We start from the raw sequence: 17,109 nt of genomic DNA, 5'->3' as shown, positions 1-17,109 counted from the left end.
CAAAATGCGTCGATTCGCAGGCCGGCCGCACCACTGGCCGGCAGATTGTCTATGCTCTGAGGACTTACTGACAGGCGAGGGATTTATGGACGATCCGGTCGACAACAAGCCGCCAACCTTCTGGCAGATGTTGCACAGTGTCATGGCGGCAGCGTTCGGAGTGCAGAGCAACAAGAACCGGGCGCGGGATTTTACCCACGGCAAGCCCAGTCATTTCGTGATCCTGGGGATTTTGTTCACCACGGTGTTTGCCCTGACGCTGTTTGGCATCGTCAAACTGGTGTTGCTGCTGGCAGGGATCTGAAACGGCTCAGTGCATCAGGATTTGCAGGCTGAACGGATAGCGGTAGGACGCTGGTCGCCCCTTCGCCGACAGCTTGTGGAAATCCACCCCGAAATTCTGTGCGCTGCCCAACGCCAGCAGTTGTTTGGCTTGCGCCCGGTTAATCAGTTGCAACAGCGGAAGTTGTCGGTCCCGACCGCCGTACTGGCTGATGTCGACCCCTTGGTCATAGTCATGCAGTTCAACCAGTGCCCAGCCGCCCAGGCTGAAATGCCCGCCCAGCAACACGCTCAGGCGGTTGTCGAGCAGTGCTTGCAATGCTGCGGGTGAATTGTTGATGGCGCCGAACAATGCATCCTTGCCCGGAACACCGCCCGATTCGACATACGCCTGCATGACGCCAAACGCCATTTCGTCGTTGGCCGCCCACACCAGTGAAGTCTGCGGATAACGCGTGAACAGCAGTTTGGCTTGCTCGTACGCGCGCTGACGTGTCCAGCCGCCGTACACCAACTGACGCAAACGCACTTGCGGGTGTTCGGCCAGCGCCCGACGCATGCCCTTCTCACGCAACTGCGCCGACGGCGTGACCTTCAAACCGGAAAAAGCCAGCAGGTCAATCATCTGGCCCGGGGCCACCGGGGGATGCAACCGAATCAACTCCTTGAGCATCAGGTAGCCGCCCTCCTCATCGTTGGGCACCAGGCTGCCGATCCAGTCGGGATACTTGTCGGGTCGGGCGCCGAGCAGTTTTACCTGATCCACAGTCAAGGCATTGTTGACCAGAAACAACTTCACCCCGCTGCCTTGTGCCAGGCGCAGCACTTCGGGGGCAACGGATTGTTCGTTGACGAACACAAGGTAGTCGGGACGATTGTGTCCCTGGAGGGCTTCGCGCGCCTGCTTGATGATGTTTTCAGGCACCCGGTCGGAGTACTGGATCCGCAGGTCCATGCCCAGATCCCTGGCGGCGGCCTGCATGAACTGCGAGTAACTGACCCAAAAAGCTTCCTTGGTGGTTCCCGGGTTGAGGAACAGCACTGACGCCGCTTGAGCGCACGGTCCCGCGACCATGCCCAGCGCCAGTAATACACCCCTTAGAAACTTCAACATGTGTCGTCCGAGCCCCCGGAAATTCGCCGCGCATTATAGCCAGCGAACGTCCGTAAAACGGCGACTTTTCCGGTTTTTGTCAGACAATCGTCGGAACCGGGCCCGGACGGGGTCGCTTACTGATGACTGACCCAGAATACCGCGGTCCCCACGACCAGAATGATCAGGAACAAAATGGCCCATGCATCAACGGTGCTATCGCTTTTCCGTGCTTTGGTTGGGTTGCTCATTGCATCGCCTCTTGTCGGTTTTATCGGTGATTGCATAAAGACTCGAGCAGAGTAAAGACGACGATTGCCCGCATCACAAACAGGGTCTTCGTAACAACGACTCTCATTAGTCGATTTGGTTCTTTACATATGCTCAAACATCACTTTTACGCATAACTGCAAACTGGTATCGTGCCCCGGCTCCGTAGGGAGTGCGCGGCCGTGCGCGCAGAATTGCCGAGGTATTATCGGACGCCAGCAAGCCAAAAAACGCCGCTGTTTCCGACCGGCCCAAGCCTGAGAACAGGACTTATATGTACGTATACGACGAATACGATCAGCGGATCATCGAGGACCGCGTCAAGCAGTTCCGTGATCAGACCCGACGCTATCTGGCAGGCGAGCTGAGCGAAGAAGAATTCCGCCCCCTGCGCCTGCAAAATGGCCTTTATATCCAGCGTTTCGCGCCTATGCTGCGAGTCGCCGTGCCTTACGGCCAACTGACTTCGCGCCAGATGCGAATGATGGCCAGGATTGCCCGCGACTACGACAAGGGCTATGCCCACATCAGTACCCGGCAGAACGTGCAGTTCAACTGGCCGGCCGTGGAAGACATTCCGGACATTCTCGCTGAACTGGCCACCGTGCAGATGCACGCGATCCAGACCAGCGGCAACTGCCTGCGCAACGTCACCACCGACCAGTTTGCCGGTGTCGCCGCCGACGAACTGATCGACCCGCGCCCATGGTGCGAGATCGTCCGCCAGTGGACCACGTTCCACCCGGAATTCGCCTACCTGCCGCGCAAATTCAAGATTGCCGTCAACGGTTCGACTTCCGACCGTGCCGCCATCGAAGTCCACGACATCGGCCTTGAGCCGGTGCACAACGCAGCCGGCGAACTGGGCTTCCGCGTGCTTGTCGGCGGTGGCCTGGGTCGTACGCCGGTGGTGGGTGCATTCATCAATGAATTCCTGCCGTGGCAAGACCTGTTGAGCTACCTCGACGCCATCCTGCGGGTCTACAACCGCTATGGCCGTCGCGACAACAAATACAAGGCGCGGATCAAGATCCTGGTCAAAGCGCTGACGCCTGAAGTCTTTGCACAGAAAGTCGATGCGGAAATGGAGCACCTGCGCGGTGGCCAGACCACGCTGACCGAAGCCGAAGTGCAGCGCGTCGCCACACACTTCGTCGATCCGGACTACAAGGCGCTGGACAACCAGACCGCCGCCCTGGCCGAGCTCGACCAGCAGCACCCGGGCTTCGCCCGCTGGCGCGTGCGCAACACCCTGGCCCACAAGAAGCCGGGCTACGTGGCCGTGACCTTGTCCCTGAAGCCAACCGGCGTTGCACCGGGCGACATCACCGACAAACAGCTCGACGCCGTGGCCGACCTGGCCGACCGCTACAGCTTCGGTCAACTGCGCACCTCCCACGAGCAGAACATCATCCTGGCCGACGTCGAGCAGGACAAGCTGTTCGCCCTGTGGGGCGAGTTGCGCGAGCAAGGTTTCGCCACGCCGAACATCGGCCTGCTGACCGACATCATCTGCTGCCCGGGCGGTGATTTCTGCTCCCTGGCCAACGCCAAGTCGATCCCGATCGCCGAATCGATCCAGCGCCGCTTCGACGACCTGGACTACCTGTTCGACATCGGCGAACTGGACCTGAACATCTCCGGTTGCATGAACGCCTGTGGTCACCACCACGTCGGCCACATCGGCATCCTGGGGGTAGACAAGAAAGGCGAAGAGTTCTATCAGGTTTCCCTCGGCGGCAGCGCCAGCCGTGACGCCAGCCTGGGCAAGATCCTCGGCCCGTCCTTTGCCCAGGAAGCCATGCCTGACGTGATCGAAAAGCTGATCGACGTGTACATCGAACAACGTACCGAAGACGAACGCTTCATCGACACCTATCAGCGTATTGGTATCGACCTCTTCAAGGAGCGTGTCTATGCAGCGAATCATTAAGAACAACGAGGTCGTCGACGAAACCTGGCACCTGCTGCCCAAGGACTTCAACATCGACGAGATCAGCAACTGCGACGACCTCATCGTGCCGTTGCAGCTGTGGCGCGAACACAGCCGCATGCTCCTGGCCCGCGACGGTGGCCTGGGCATCTGGCTGGACGCCGATGAAGAAGCCGAGGAAATCGGAAAAGACGTGGCGCAATTCCAGGTCATCGCCCTGAACTTCCCGGCATTCACCGATGGCCGCAACTACTCCAACGCCCGCCTGCTGCGTGACCGTTACGGTTTCAAGGGCGAATTGCGGGCCATTGGCGACGTGCTGCGTGACCAGTTGTTCTACATGCATCGCTGTGGTTTCGACGCGTTCGCCATTCGCGCCGACAAAGACCCGCACGAAGCCCTTGAAGGCCTCAAGGACTTCTCGGTGACCTACCAGGCCGCTGCCGACGAACCGCTGCCGCTGTTCCGTCGTCGCTGACCGTCACCCCTTGAACCCCGAACCGGGGTTCAAGGGGTTTTACCCTTCGCGCTAAAACACCGGATTATCCACCAGCGGAATCGGACGCCCCATGGCGACCCAGTCGCAGTACAGCCGGACTCGATCCTCCAGCACCACGAACAGCCTGAACGGATTGTCCGCATCGACCATCCGCGTTTCGACACAGTGCAGCAACCAGCCCCACAACTCTTCTGACGCATCCGCTTCGTGGAGCAAGCGCCACACACGCGCCTGCAGCGACCAATAACCGACCCGGAAATCCGCCGTCAGGCTCAATCCATCCACGACCCGGAGCAACGCACTGCCCGATGGTTTGAGGGCCAATCGTTGCCAGATCTGTTGCCGCGTCTCGCGCACGCTTTCATCACCCTCCTCCAGCCAGGGCGTCGCACTGCCGTAATCGGCACCCGGCTCACTCAACCACAAATTGATACCGGTGCGCTCACGATGACTCACCAGGCGCAACAACGTGTCTTCATCCGTCAGCGGATTGCCCCACAGTTTCACCCGGTCCCGGGACACCGCCTGAATCAGTATCGAGTAGGGAACCCGACCGATCCGGTTGCCTCGCAAGTCGAGCGAGGTGAAGTACGGCTGATCGGCGATGCCTATCGGACAATGGCTGATTCCGGTGTTTCTCAGGTTCAACACACGCAGCTCATTCATCCCCAATACCACGGGCGGCACAGTCAACGGGTTGTCACTCAGATCGAGCATTTGCAAGCTCGCCAGCTCACGAAACTGCGAAGCCGTGCTCTCTTGAAGCTGCAAAAAGGTGGAACTCAGGTTGAGCGTAGTGAGGCGGGTCATTTGCCGAATCGGTGGAGGCAACACACCTTCCAGCACGCCGTCTGCGTTGAGTTGCCGCAGGTCGACACGTTCCAGGTTCAGGGAACGCAGGTTCGGAAAACTTTCGAGAAAGTCGCTCAGGCTCTCGCGCTCGACCAGGTGCAAGCCCCGCATCGATAACTCGACGACCTCATTGAAGCGTACGTTCATCGTTGGCAACCTATGGTAGTCCTCGAACCCCATATCCAGCCTGTAACCAGAGAACGTCTCGCCGGACATGACTCTATTGATCTGGGGCGGGCATTTTTGCCAGATACCCATCAGTTCGTCGCCCAATTCAATTCGCGTTTCACGCTCATAGCCAATCACGGTTTGCAGCAGTTCGACATTGTGTGCCGCCACCTGCTCAGGGCTCATGCCTGCGGCGTCATCATCGTCCACCGCAAGAAAATCCACATCCATGTCATCGACATCCAGCACGGCCTGGTCGATCCACTGGCGCAGATCGGCATGCAACTGCTGCATCTCGAGAATCAGGCGATCCACCAGCGCTTGAGCGCCGTTACCCGCCATCAGGAGCAGCTCATCCGCCTGGGCATCGGTGAAATCCGGATACAGATTCTTGACCTGCAGTCGCATGATTTCATGGGTCAGCGCAGCGGCCTGTGGCGTATTCGGAAAGCCGCCGCCGCGCAACCCACTGGCTTCGAAGGGCAACCGCGAATCCATTCGATTCAAGCCGAGTATCAGCTCGGAGCGGGGCAAGGCATGTGTGCCAATACGCAGGCGCAACTGGCTGGCCGCGTCTGGGGAGCGCAGCGACATCGCCGCGCGTTCCTCCCCTGACAATAGATCGACCAGTGCGGTAAACAGATCCGAACCCTCGCCGTCGGTGGCCGCCATCGTGGAATACCGATAGCGATCACCGACCTTGATCAAGCGCCGGCAATCCGCCGAATCGGGCGGGCCGCAACGGTCCAGGACCCGGCCACTGATTGACCCGTCGTGCACTTCGATGCGTAAGTCTTTCGGCCAACCGGGCAGGCGTGGCAGGGAATGCAACGCCAGGACATCGGTTTCCGGATGGACGATCGAACGCAAGTACAGACCTTCATAAGCCCGGTTGAGTCGTGCATGTTGTTGATACTCCCGCGACTTGCTGTCCAGGCGCTTGAACAGTAGCAGCGCCTCGTCAGCATCGACGGGCCGATTGATGTCAACTCCCGAACGGTCGAGGATCTGCTCCACGGCGCTTTTCGGCAAACCTTGGTATTCACGCTGAAACAGGCGAACCCACTCCTGGTCCGAGTGCTGGAGCGCCTGATATCGGGCGTTGAACAATCCAGCCCGTGCTTGCGGGTCGGCGACGATTTCGAGCTCCTGATCGAGCTTGAAGCGTGTGATGGTGTCGGCGAGCAACGGCGTCGGCGGACGGCCAGCATGCATCAGGCGCAGCATATCGTCGTCGACCGTACTGACCCGGGCGATCTGCGCCAATACCTCATCACTGAAGGCAGCAAGGGGGGTGCAGACGCCACGCATCAGCTCCACACGTGTCGACACGGGCACCGGAGCCGATCCGGGTGCGGGCTCGGCCGGCGTTTCGGGATGCGGCTCGCTCCCGGGTTCCCGGGGTTCGTGCAACGTTCCGGCGATTTCTTCTTCGCCCTTGAGTGCCGCCACCGCCCCGGCCAGCGGGAGTGCATTGAGCAAGCCAAACACCGTGCGCGTCACGCCCTCGGAGCGCTGCTCCGGTGTTTTACCGTTGACGGCCTGATCGAGGCCATAACCGGCGTCGATCAGCCCGGCCAGTACCAGGACGCCCTCACCTCCCGGAATGAACAATGCCAATGGCCCCAGCCGGTTGATCCACTGCACGAGCGGTTCCACCACCGCGCTCAGGTTGTCGCGATTGACCTGGGCATCGTCGCGGATGGTTTTGACGCTGGCCATGGAGGCCTGCTTCATGGTCAGCACCAATTGCGCGAACGGGTCGGTGTCAGTCGACACACGCTCAAGGTCGATGTAGTCCTGCGGGTCCCAGAAACCGTCGTTGTTGAACAACCCTGCGTTCTTTTTCAGCCAGTGTTCCTTCGGGTAAACCGCCATGCCCTCCAACGCCGTCGACACCCCCGCATGGAAGGTACCGTCTTCACGATCGTCCTCGGCAAAATGCGCGACCAGCGCTTGCCGTTTGGCGGCAACCCTGCCTTGGTCCACGATCCATTGGCGCAGGTGCCGGAAGTCGGCGAATTCATGCAAGGGTGAGGAGTTGCCGGGAATGTTCAGCAAGACCCGGCCGCTGTGACGGTGGCGATAACACCAGATATCGTCCGATGTATAGCGATAGATCGTCAGCCGCCCGACCTCGATCGGCGCACTGATGCGGGTGGGCGCCTGCACCTGGCCGATGGTCAACGCATTCCAGGTCTGCTGCGCTGGCAACCCGGCGGCCTGCATGGCCAAGACCAGGCCTTCCTGACTCAAACTGCCCTCCTGATGTTGCAGGCAGGCGCTCATGATAAAGGCGGCCTTGGCCGAGGTTCTCAGGTCGTAAGGCGCCGCCTGGACGATACGCTTATCGGAGGGCCACGCGCGATCAAGGTAAGCCTGATAGCGGGTTTGCAGATCCAGCTCCCACACCCACTGTTTGAACGCCGCAGGCCTCAGGGCAATTTGCGTTGCCGGCCCATACACCTGTGGCGTGGTCTGGCGATAAATGCCTTCGTAGGTGTGGTGATTGCCATTGCCGTGATCGGCGAATTCATCGACATGCTCCACGATTCGAACGGACGGACCGACATCGGGCGGTGTGTACAAGCCAAATGCGCTTTCGGCAAAACGCCCGTCACCGACGGTCTGGTAGTTCGCCAGCAACGCCTGCACCAGGGTTTGCGTGTTTGCCACCTGGCCTTGCTCGATACCGTCCTGCGGTGGATGCCCGCGATAGCGGTAATCCAGGGTGACCAACAGGGCCTTTTGCGGGTCGATGTCTGGCCCCCATTTTGCCTTGATCAACTGGGCACCGAACTGCTCGGGAGACTGCGGCAAAGCCGCACCCACCACAGACGTCAGTGTTTCTCGCAGCGGCACAAGATCGGGATGAAGCGGTGTCTGATGGTCATTCATATGCGTTCCATGGCAATTATTCCGGAACACCAACATAACCAACCGCCGCATTACCGAAAGCAGGAACGGTCGCCTGCTGCCTACAGAGATTTCGCCGGGCCGTGGAGGACATCAGGCAAGTATTCGCAGGCAAAAAAAACCGGGGCTAATGCCCCGGCTGGATGTTTTGCAATATCTCCTGCCCCGTTACCAGAAGCGTTGCTGGGTCAAACGGCTCCACCAGCTCAGCAGCACACGATCGACCGAGCCGCTGGCGGCCATGCCAATGCGCTCTTGCAGGCTTTTGCGCTCGGCATAGTGCAGGTGATAAAGCTCGGACTGCCTGGCGCGTTCGGCGAGGTACTCGTCGCTGGTCTTGAGTTCGTCGACCAGGTGTTTTTCCAGCGCCGCCACGCCGAGCCAGATTTCGCCGGTGGCCACTTCATCGATCGCCAGTTGCGGGCGATAGCGCGACACGAAGTTCTTGAACAGTTGATGGGTGATGTCCAGGTCTTGCTGGAACTTCTCCCGGCCCTTCTCGGTGTTTTCGCCAAACACGGTCAGTGTGCGTTTGTACTCACCGGCGGTCAGCACTTCGAAGTCGATGTCGTGCTTTTTCAGCAAGCGGTTGATGTTGGGTAACTGCGCCACCACGCCAATCGAGCCGAGGATCGCGAAGGGTGCGCTGATGATCTTCTGGCCGATGCACGCCATCATGTAGCCACCGCTGGCCGCGACCTTGTCGATGCACACGGTCAAGGGCACGCCGGCCTCACGGATACGCGCCAGTTGCGAGGAGGCCAGGCCGTAGCTGTGAACCATGCCACCGCCGCTTTCCAGGCGCAGCACCACTTCGTCCTTCGGTGTGGCCAGGGTCAGCAAGGCAGTGATTTCGTGGCGCAGGCTTTCGGTGGCCGAAGCCTTGATATCGCCATTGAAATCGAGCACGAACACCCGGGGCTTGGCCTCCGGTTTTTTCTTCTGTTTCTTGTCGGTTTTAGCCTGGGTCTTGCGCAAGGCCTTGAGCTGATCCTTGTCGAGCAACGTCTGCTCCAGGCGTTCGCGCAGCCCTTTGTAGAAATCATTGAGTTTGCTGACCTGCAACTGGCCCGACGACTTGCGCCGCCCCTTGCTGCGCAAGGCCGCAAAACTGGCCAGGACCACCAGAATGGCGATCACCAGGGTCACGGTCTTGGCCAGAAAAATGGCGTACTCGGAAAAAAACTCCACAGGGACTCCTCAAACGATGCGCGGCTTGAACGCGCGCGGGATACCTCCAGCATACCCATGCGTCGACCTTGCTACCAGCCGTGAAAGCTCTGGTAACAGGCCTGTAACGGGCATTTCAAACAAGCGTATGTTTTTTCATTGACAGCACACCGCCATCCTCATAACCTCGCCAAACCTTCAACGTACCGGGAAGACGCGGACGTGGGCAGCATCTATTTGATTCGACATGGCCAGGCCTCCTTCGGTGCAGACGACTACGACGTGCTGTCGCCGACCGGTATTCGTCAGGCGGAAATCCTGGGTCGGCACCTGGCCGAACTCGGGATCAGCTTCGACCGCTGCCTGGCGGGGGATCTGCGCCGCCAGCAGCACACGGCCAACAGCGCGCTGGAACAATTCGCCGCGGCGGGCCTGCCGGTGCCGCTGCTGGAAACCGACTCCGCCTTCAACGAGTTCGACGCCGATGCAGTGATCCGCGCGCTGCTGCCGGCCATGCTGCCGGACGAACCCGAGGCCCTGGACATCCTGCGCAACGCCGCGCAAAACCGTGCTGAGTTCCAGCGTATCTTCGCCCTGATCATCGAGCGCTGGCTGGCCGGCACCTACGACACACCGGGCCTGGAGAGCTGGCTGGGGTTTGTCGAGCGGGTGCGGGCAGGTCTGCACCGCATTCTCGACCAGGCCGACAACACCCAGAAAATCGCCGTGTTCACGTCCGGCGGCACCATCACCGCCCTGCTCCACCTGATTACGCAAATGCCTGCCCGGCAGGCCTTTGAATTGAACTGGCAAATCGTCAACACCTCGCTCAACCAGCTTAAGTTTCGTGGTCGCGAGGTGTCCCTGGCTTCCTTCAACAGTCATGCGCACCTGCAACTGTTGAAGGCCCCGGAACTCATCACGTTTCGCTGAGTCCGGATTATTGTGACCCTGGCTGTAATCACCCAGCTCTTATTACCCAAGAAAGGATCGAACCATGACCTCCGTAGCTGATGCCGTACAAGCAATGAAAGCCAAGTTCAACCCAGCCGCTGCCGCCGGTCTGGACCTGGTCTTCGGTTTCCGCATCGACGACACCAAAAACTTCTCGCTGATCGTCAAGGACAGCACCTGCGAGCTGCAGGAAGGCGAGAACCCGGACGCCCAGGTGACCCTGGTGATGGACGGCGAAACCCTGCAAGGCATCGTCGACGGTTCGACTGACGGCATGCAAGCGTTCATGGGCGGCAAACTGCGCGCTGAAGGCGACATGATGCTGGCGATGAAACTGTCCGAGCTGTTCCCGTCGTAAGCACCTGGTTCCCGAACTTCGGGAGCGTGCCTGCTGCAAACGAATCCCGCCCTTAGTGGCGGGATTTGTCGTTTTTGCTGGTCCTGTGGCGAGTGGGCTCGCCCCCGTTCGACTGCGAAGCAGTCGCACAACCAGAGATTTCGACTTATCGGAAGGACGTCAAGGGCCTCTTCGCGCCCCAACGGGGGCAAGCCCCCTCGCCACAGGTCAGGTGGTGCTCTTACAATGCGAGCACTTACACCACCGGCCACCCCATGGACATCGACCTCGCCCGCACCTTCCTCGAAATCGTTCGCCATGGCAGCCTGGCCGCGGCTGCCGAGAAGCTCCATGTCACCCAGACCGCGATCACCGCACGGGTACAAAAACTCGAGAGCCAACTGGGCAGCACCCTGTTCGTGCGCAATCGTGCCGGCGCCCGCCTGACGCCCAATGGCGAAGCGTTCGTGGTGTATGCCAATCAGCTGGTGCAAACCTGGGAAGCCGCGCGGCGTGATTTGCCGTTGCCCGAAGGTTATCGCGATGTGCTGCACATCGGTGGCGAGGTGAGTCTGTGCAACCCGTTGATGCTCGGCTGGGCCGGCGAAATTCGCAAGAACATCCCCAGCCATGCCCTGCGCATGGAAATCCGCGACGGGGAAAACCTGCTGCGCCAACTGGAGTTGGGCGTTCTGGATGCCGCGCTGGTGTATCAGCCCGAATATTGGCCGCGTCTGCAGGTCGAACAGATTCTCGAAGAAAAACTGATTCTCGTGCGCCTGGCCGACAAGCCCGATCCTTATGTGTACATCGATTGGGGCGCTGATTTCCGACGCCAGCACGACGCCGCGCTGCCGGAGAAGGCCAAGGCTGCACTGAGTTTCAATCTGGGCCCGCTGGGCTTGCAGTATCTTCTCGAAAACGGCGGCAGTGGCTACTTCCGCACCCGCGTGGTGCAGAGTTATCTGCAAAGCGGCGCCCTGGAACGGGTGCCCAAGGCGCCGGAATTCAACTACCCGACCTATCTGGTCTACTCGCGCGATCGTGACTCGCCGACGCTGCAACGCGCCTTCGACCTGCTGCGCAAAGTCATCGACTCCGACGAAGACTGGTCGCAGCGATGGGATCCGCTGACCTGAGACCGGTTTGCACCGGATCATGGCCGTTGTGTCCTTAAGGTTCGGTCCGTCAAATCACCGGGATCGGCTAATCTGAAAGAGATAACAAAAACGACAGGTGATTGCAGTGAGGCAGACCACCGAAGGATTCCGCGGCCGTTACCGCGCCGACATTCATCCGCTCTACAACCCCTGGCTGCATGGCGCGTTTGTCCTGGTGTTCGGGGCACTGGCGATCAGCGTCTTCTGGAGCAACGTACATCAGGTGCGGCCAGCGGAATGGCTGGCGGTGCCCGTCACGCTGCTGTTGTTCAACCTCGGCGTGTACATGGTGCATCGCCACCTGGGGCATCATAAAAAGAGCTTCGCCCGGCTGTTTTTCGCCCGTCACGCAGGCGACCACCACAGCTTTTTCACCCCCGGCCACATGACCTACGACAACGCCCGCGACTGGCGGGTGATTCTGTTTCCGGCGTGGCTGATCGTGCTGCACACCCTCGCCGTCGCCCTGCCCCTCTGGTGGCTGCTCAAGCACATCAATACCAACGTCGCCGGATTGGTCGGCGGCCTTCTTGTCCTCGGCTACCTGACTTATGAAGTGTTTCATGCCTGCGAGCATCTGCCGTCGCGCAACCCGCTCACACGGTTGCCGTGGATCCGCCAGATGCGCCGGCTGCACGAACTGCACCACCGCCGTGAACTGATGCAGGCGCGTAATTTCAACATCGTTTTCCCGCTGATGGACTACCTGTTCGGCACCCTCTATTGGGAGCCGGAACCTGAGCCGCTCAACCCGACGAGAACCCCCATGACCCGCATGCAGCATCAGGTTGTCATTGCCGGAAACCCGATCCAGGTACTTGCCTACGCCAGCACCGTGACCCTTTGGCCGCAATGGCATCCGTCGTCGCTGCGCATCGACGGGCCAAAAGGCCCGCTGCATGCCGGCGCACGTTTCGAGGAAGACATCCATGCCGGCGGGCGCGACGGGCACTTGCGCTGGGAGGTGGCGGAGTACCTGCCCGGGCGGCGCTGGAGCGCCGAGGCCCGGGGTGACCACGGCCTGTCGCTGGTGGTGACCTATGAATGCGATGCCACAGGCGAAGACACACGTTTCGTCCGCACCCTGGAATATCAATTCAGCGGCCTGGCAATGCGCATTGCCAACCGCTTGTTGCTCAAGCGGCGCATCGACCGGGAATCGGCGGCGTCGATGCTGGCATTGCGCGACATGGCACAGAAGTATCTGGCCGCGACAGGAGTCGGCGTGTGAGCAGAACCTTCAAATGTCTGTTGCTGGTCATCGTCGTCATCGGCGCCTTCCTGCTGCTGATGCCGACCAAGGTGCGGCCGGTGGCCTGGACACCACAAGCCGCGCCGTCCCTCACCAGCGGAATCTACGCCGACAATCAGCGGCTCAAGGAGGTGGAACGCGTCGGCGCCGCCAATATCGACGGGCCGGAAGCCTTGTTACTGGAAAACGACACGCTCATCACCGGTCTGCACGACGGGCGCCTGATCCGTACGAGCCTGGACGGCAAGACCACCAGAATCCTGACCGATACCGGTGGCCGGCCACTGGGCCTGGCCCGGCATCCCAATGGCCTGCTGGTGATCGCCGATGCCGTCAAAGGCTTGTTGTCCCTCGACGCCCAGGGACGCCTGGTGGCCTTGACCACAGAGGCCGACGGCGTTCCCTTCGGTTTTACCGACGACGTGGTCATCGACAAACCCGGCCACTACGCTTATTTCAGCGATGCTTCGAGCCGCTTCGGCTATGGCCACGACGGTGAGGCCGTGATCGAACACGGCGGCGACGGTCGACTGCTGCGGTACGATTTCCAGACCGGCAAAACCTCGGTTGTGCTGGATAAGCTGGAGTTTGCCAACGGCGTGACCCTGGGACCGGACGATGCCTATGTACTGGTCAATGAAACCGGCGCCTACCGCATCACTCGTTATTGGCTCAGCGGTCCGAAGGCCGGCACCCACGACCTGTTTATCGACAACCTGCCAGGGCTGCCGGACAACCTGTCGTTCAATGGCCACGACCGGTTCTGGGTGGCGCTGTATGCCCCCCGAAACCCCTTTCTCGACGCCACGGCGGCGCATCCGTTCGTGCGCAAGATGATCGTGCGGGCCATGACCGTGTTGCCCAAGCCCGTGGAAAAACACGGATTTGCCCTGGGCCTGGACCTTGATGGCAAAGTGATCGCCAACCTGCAGGACGGCAGCAGCGACAATTACTCCCCCATCACCACCGTGCGCGAGTATGGGGACTGGTTGTATTTCGGTTCGCTGAAAGCCCGGAACATGGTGCGATTGCCGCTAAGCAAGGCATTGCAATGAACAGTCCCCTTCCTGAATTCACCGAAGCCCCCCTGTAGGAGCGAGCCTGCTCGCGATGGACTCAAAAGCACTGCGTTTAGTCAGTAAACACGCGGCATCGTTAACGACCATCGCGAGCAAGCTCGCTCCTACAGAGGGCGGTGTTCACTCTGGATCGATGTCGACACCCTCATCATCCGGCCACTCATCGATGCCCGGCTCTTCCTCGGGATTGACCGTGGTGTGTTCGGGGCTCAGGGGTTCGGGATGAGTGGGGATCGGGTCGTAGCCAGCCTGTTGTTCACTGGGGTATTTGGGCTGGGTCATGAGGCACCTCGTTGAGAGCCATAACAGCGGTCTCTGAACATTCGAGGTGCCGGTTGTGATGCCGTTCCAACTTTCCCGCCACCGGTCGTCGGTGGCAGCTCGCTGGGTCAGGACGACGAGCCAAGTTGCTTGACGATCTTGTCCTTGACCAGCAGACGTGCCTCCTTGAGCTTCCTTACGGTGTCATCGTTGGACTTGGCCTCCTCTGCTTTCACCACTTCGGCATCCGCCTGGGAATACTTGTTAAGCAGTGAATCCAGTAACGGATCCTTGGTGCGTTTCTGCTGGACTTCTTCCTTTGAGCGTTTCAGATCCTGATAAAGGTCATGGGGCACCGGCATGGAACACCTCCGTTTGTTGATCGGCAGCGAAACGCGATCAATTGCGTTCACCAACTATCAGAATGGCCTCGGTTAGCCTGTTCTGTCGACCACCTGTCAGACCAGCGGTGTCCGTTCGTCGTCCGGTCGCCAATGGGATAAAACCTTGCCTGCGCTGGCGCCTCCACCGGTTGACGATCACTCGGTCACCTTTGAAAACCTGCGTGGAGAATCACCTGTTTTTGTCAGCCGTTAAGCACCGTGCGCACCATCTGCGTCAGTGCCTCGGGGTTGTAGGGTTTGCTCAGCAGGTGGGTGTCGGGGCTGAGCTGGTGATTGCGCGAGATAATGTCGCGGGTATGCCCCGAGGTGAACAACACAGCCACCGGTGGCTCCTGCACTTTCGCCCAGGCCGCCAGGTCCGAACTCTTGATCAGGCCGGGCATGACCACGTCGGTAAAAATCAGGTCCACCGCCAGCCCTTCCAGCAACATTTGCATGGCGACGTCACCGTTGGTGGCCGTGAGGACCTGATAGCCCTCCTCGCGCAACAACTCCACCGCCGATACCCTCACGGCCTCATTGTCCTCGACCACCAGGATGCGTTCGTGCCCGCCCCGTTGCGGCACATCAGGGCCCGGCGTTTCGCTGGGTGCCGCGCGCAAGGTGCGGGGGAAGTACAGCTGCACCCGGGTCCCCCGCCCCACGTCGCTGGCGATTTCGATATGACCGCCACTCTGCTTGACGAAGCCAAACACCATACTCAAGCCCAAGCCGGTGCCCTGACCGTCGGCCTTGGTGGTGAAGAACGGTTCGAACGCCTGGGCCAGCACCTGCGGCGGCATGCCGACGCCGGTATCCGTCACGGACACCCGTACATAGTCCCCGGGGGCAATGCCCTTTGCGGCGCAAAATTTGCGATCGAGGACGATGTTTTCCGCGCACAGGTCAATCCTGCCCTCGCCTTGAAGGGCGTCACGGGCATTGATCGCCAGATTGAGAATGGCGTTTTCCAGTTGGTTGCGATCGACAAACACATTCCAGGAGTCTTCGGGTGCCGTCATGTGAACCTGAAGGGTTTCACCCAGGGCACGCAGCAACAGCTCCGCCAGGCCATCGAAAATCTGCCGCAAGGTGAAGACCGCGGGTGACAACGGTTGGCGGCGGGCGAATGCCAGCAATTGCGAAGACAGCTTGGCACCGCGCTCGACAGCGGCAATCGACGCCGAGACCCGGCGCTGCACATTGGCGTTACCCGGCTCATGACGCGCGAGCAGGTGCAGGTTGCCGGCGATCACTTGCAACAGGTTGTTGAAGTCATGGGCCACACCACCGGTGAGACCGCCGATGGCTTCGAGCTTCTGTGACTGGCGCAGTTGTTCTTCCGCCGCCAGCCGCGCCTCGACCTCATCGGCCACCCGCTGTTCCAGGTTGCGGGTGAACTTGAGCAGGGACTCTTCGGCGGTCTTGCGTTCGTGGATGTCGATCAGCACGCCGGGGAAACGAAACGCCTCGCCCTGCTCATTGAACTCGCAACAACCACTGGCGAGTACCCAGAGGTAGCTGCCATCCGGGCGCCGGATCCGGTATTCGACGTTGTAGGGCTCGCCCGTCTCCACCGACAGTCTGACTCGTTCCTGAACCCAACTGCGGTCATCCGGATGGATCCGGCTTTCAGCGATTTCCTGAGACAGGTTTTGCAGGTCTTGCCCGGGTGGATAAGAGAACGCGCGAGCGAAGCGCTCGTCACCCGACATCACGTTGGCCTTGATGTCCCAGACAAAGGAACCGAGCAAGGCGCCGGCGTTCAGCGCCAGGCGTACCCGTTCGTTGTCGGCGCGGTAGGCGTCTTCAGCCGCCTGTCGCCGGTGTTCGGAGATCACCCGATCGGTGGTTTCCACCACCATGGCCATGACCCCGGCCGGGCACCCGTCATCGTCGGCCACCGGGCTGTAGTAGAGGTCCATCCAGACATCTTCCGGAACCCCGTCACGCAGCAGCACCAGTTCTTTGTTGCGATAGGACAAGGTGCCGCCCGCCAGGCAGGTGTCGACCACGTGGCGATTGAACTCGGCAACTTCCGGCCAACCCAGTTCTACGGCAGAGCCGAGCAGATACGGATGACGCCCACCGGCAAACTTGGAATAAGCGTCGTTATAGATCATGTACCCGGACTGGCCCCAGAGCATCACCATCGGCAGTGGGGACGCGAGCATCAACTGCACCGCGCTGCTCAGGCTCCTGGACCATGAATCGAGCGGGCCAAGTTCGGTCCGGCTCCAGTCGAACGCACGAATGCGCCCGGCCATTTCGCCGTTCCACCCGGAGCACCCGTGGCTTTCCTCTAGAAACTGCATCGGCTGGCTCTATCCCGGTAAGTTGCACCCGTTTGTTTCGAGCATCCTGCACGCTATTCGTTTCATAGAGGTATAGCTGATTCTCGCGGGCCACTGGAGATCCCTTGTGGGAGCGGGCTTGCTCGCGAAGGCGGTGTGTCATTCAACATATTCGTCTGCTGATACACCGCTTTCGCGAGCAAGCC

At 60.4% G+C, this 17,109-nt stretch carries 14 protein-coding genes; 8 read left to right on the top strand and 6 right to left on the bottom strand.

The genetic code is table 11. The features are described 5' to 3' along the window. The first annotated feature begins 85 nt into the window (after positions 1-85). Entirely contained in the window at positions 86-304 is a 219-nt protein-coding gene (locus KGB29_RS14955; RefSeq protein ID WP_057714552.1) for a DUF2970 domain-containing protein, read from the top strand. Between the two features lie 6 nt (positions 305-310). Here the strand turns inward: KGB29_RS14955 and KGB29_RS14950 are convergent, their stop codons facing one another. After that, the gene (locus tag KGB29_RS14950) at positions 311-1,396 is read right to left on the bottom strand and encodes an ABC transporter substrate-binding protein (RefSeq protein ID WP_150814454.1); all 1,086 of its coding nucleotides are present in this window, start codon (positions 1,394-1,396) and stop codon (positions 311-313) included. Between the two features lie 523 nt (positions 1,397-1,919). Here KGB29_RS14950 and KGB29_RS14945 point away from each other — a divergent pair. Next, positions 1,920-3,578 carry a nitrite/sulfite reductase gene (locus KGB29_RS14945; RefSeq protein ID WP_057714379.1) on the top strand — a complete coding sequence of 553 codons (1,659 nt, stop codon included), beginning with the start codon at positions 1,920-1,922 and terminating at the stop codon, positions 3,576-3,578. Further along, positions 3,562-4,056 carry a DUF934 domain-containing protein gene (locus tag KGB29_RS14940; RefSeq protein WP_150814453.1) on the top strand — a complete coding sequence of 165 codons (495 nt, stop codon included), beginning with the start codon at positions 3,562-3,564 and terminating at the stop codon, positions 4,054-4,056. The genes KGB29_RS14945 and KGB29_RS14940 overlap by 17 nt, the downstream gene beginning before the upstream one ends. Positions 4,057-4,107: 51 nt before the next feature. Here the strand turns inward: KGB29_RS14940 and KGB29_RS14935 are convergent, their stop codons facing one another. Both KGB29_RS14935 and sohB read right to left on the bottom strand, forming a co-directional pair. After that, positions 4,108-7,995 carry a dermonecrotic toxin domain-containing protein gene (locus tag KGB29_RS14935; protein WP_150814452.1) on the bottom strand — a complete coding sequence of 1,296 codons (3,888 nt, stop codon included), beginning with the start codon at positions 7,993-7,995 and terminating at the stop codon, positions 4,108-4,110. A 186-nt stretch (positions 7,996-8,181) separates the two neighbouring features. Then, positions 8,182-9,204 carry a protease SohB gene (gene sohB / locus KGB29_RS14930; RefSeq protein ID WP_090455662.1) on the bottom strand — a complete coding sequence of 341 codons (1,023 nt, stop codon included), beginning with the start codon at positions 9,202-9,204 and terminating at the stop codon, positions 8,182-8,184. Between the two features lie 201 nt (positions 9,205-9,405). On the opposite strand from sohB, the gene KGB29_RS14925 reads away from it, so the two are divergent. From KGB29_RS14925 to KGB29_RS14905, 5 genes are all read left to right on the top strand, one after another. Next, entirely contained in the window at positions 9,406-10,116 is a 711-nt protein-coding gene (locus KGB29_RS14925; protein WP_150814451.1) for a histidine phosphatase family protein, read from the top strand. Positions 10,117-10,180: 64 nt separating this feature from the next. Then, entirely contained in the window at positions 10,181-10,495 is a 315-nt protein-coding gene (locus KGB29_RS14920; protein ID WP_007946492.1) for an SCP2 sterol-binding domain-containing protein, read from the top strand. A gap of 254 nt (positions 10,496-10,749) precedes the next feature. Next, positions 10,750-11,613: a LysR family transcriptional regulator gene (locus tag KGB29_RS14915; RefSeq protein ID WP_057714369.1), complete on the top strand. Its 864-nt coding sequence runs from the start codon at positions 10,750-10,752 to the stop codon at positions 11,611-11,613. Positions 11,614-11,719: 106 nt separating this feature from the next. Then, the gene (locus KGB29_RS14910; protein WP_150814450.1) at positions 11,720-12,865 is read left to right on the top strand and encodes a sterol desaturase/SRPBCC family protein; all 1,146 of its coding nucleotides are present in this window, start codon (positions 11,720-11,722) and stop codon (positions 12,863-12,865) included. Next, the gene (locus KGB29_RS14905; RefSeq protein WP_150814449.1) at positions 12,862-13,941 is read left to right on the top strand and encodes an SMP-30/gluconolactonase/LRE family protein; all 1,080 of its coding nucleotides are present in this window, start codon (positions 12,862-12,864) and stop codon (positions 13,939-13,941) included. Before KGB29_RS14910 ends, KGB29_RS14905 begins: the two co-directional genes overlap by 4 nt. A gap of 144 nt (positions 13,942-14,085) precedes the next feature. On the opposite strand, the gene KGB29_RS14900 is transcribed toward KGB29_RS14905, so the two are convergent. The 3 genes from KGB29_RS14900 to KGB29_RS14890 all read right to left on the bottom strand — a co-directional run bounded on the left by KGB29_RS14900 (position 14,086) and on the right by KGB29_RS14890 (position 16,924). Next, the gene (locus tag KGB29_RS14900; protein WP_191626126.1) at positions 14,086-14,247 is read right to left on the bottom strand and encodes a hypothetical protein; all 162 of its coding nucleotides are present in this window, start codon (positions 14,245-14,247) and stop codon (positions 14,086-14,088) included. A gap of 107 nt (positions 14,248-14,354) precedes the next feature. Then, a complete protein-coding gene (locus KGB29_RS14895) occupies positions 14,355-14,588 on the bottom strand; it encodes a DUF465 domain-containing protein (protein ID WP_057714363.1) in 234 nt (77 codons plus the stop codon). 224 nt (positions 14,589-14,812) lie between these two features. Beyond that, positions 14,813-16,924, bottom strand: coding sequence for a PAS domain-containing sensor histidine kinase (locus KGB29_RS14890; RefSeq protein WP_150814448.1), 2,112 nt, complete (start codon positions 16,922-16,924; stop codon positions 14,813-14,815). Positions 16,925-17,109: the final 185 nt, after the last annotated feature.

It is taken from the genome of Pseudomonas sp. BF-B-30, assembly GCF_019956305.1.
GTDB lineage: Bacteria > Pseudomonadota > Gammaproteobacteria > Pseudomonadales > Pseudomonadaceae > Aquipseudomonas > Aquipseudomonas jessenii.
The sequence above is the reverse complement of the archived record's forward strand: the minus strand, read 5'-3'. Positions and strand labels throughout refer to the sequence as shown.

Coding starts and splice junctions, on each gene's coding strand:
- KGB29_RS14955 (WP_057714552.1), top strand. CDS start 86: ATGGACGATCCGGTCGACAACAAGCCGCCAACCTTCTGGCAGATGTTG.
- KGB29_RS14950 (WP_150814454.1), bottom strand. CDS start 1,396: ATGTTGAAGTTTCTAAGGGGTGTATTACTGGCGCTGGGCATGGTCGCG.
- KGB29_RS14945 (WP_057714379.1), top strand. CDS start 1,920: ATGTACGTATACGACGAATACGATCAGCGGATCATCGAGGACCGCGTC.
- KGB29_RS14940 (WP_150814453.1), top strand. CDS start 3,562: ATGCAGCGAATCATTAAGAACAACGAGGTCGTCGACGAAACCTGGCAC.
- KGB29_RS14935 (WP_150814452.1), bottom strand. CDS start 7,995: ATGAATGACCATCAGACACCGCTTCATCCCGATCTTGTGCCGCTGCGA.
- KGB29_RS14920 (WP_007946492.1), top strand. CDS start 10,181: ATGACCTCCGTAGCTGATGCCGTACAAGCAATGAAAGCCAAGTTCAAC.
- KGB29_RS14915 (WP_057714369.1), top strand. CDS start 10,750: ATGGACATCGACCTCGCCCGCACCTTCCTCGAAATCGTTCGCCATGGC.
- KGB29_RS14900 (WP_191626126.1), bottom strand. CDS start 14,247: ATGACCCAGCCCAAATACCCCAGTGAACAACAGGCTGGCTACGACCCG.
- KGB29_RS14895 (WP_057714363.1), bottom strand. CDS start 14,588: ATGCCGGTGCCCCATGACCTTTATCAGGATCTGAAACGCTCAAAGGAA.
- KGB29_RS14890 (WP_150814448.1), bottom strand. CDS start 16,924: ATGCAGTTTCTAGAGGAAAGCCACGGGTGCTCCGGGTGGAACGGCGAA.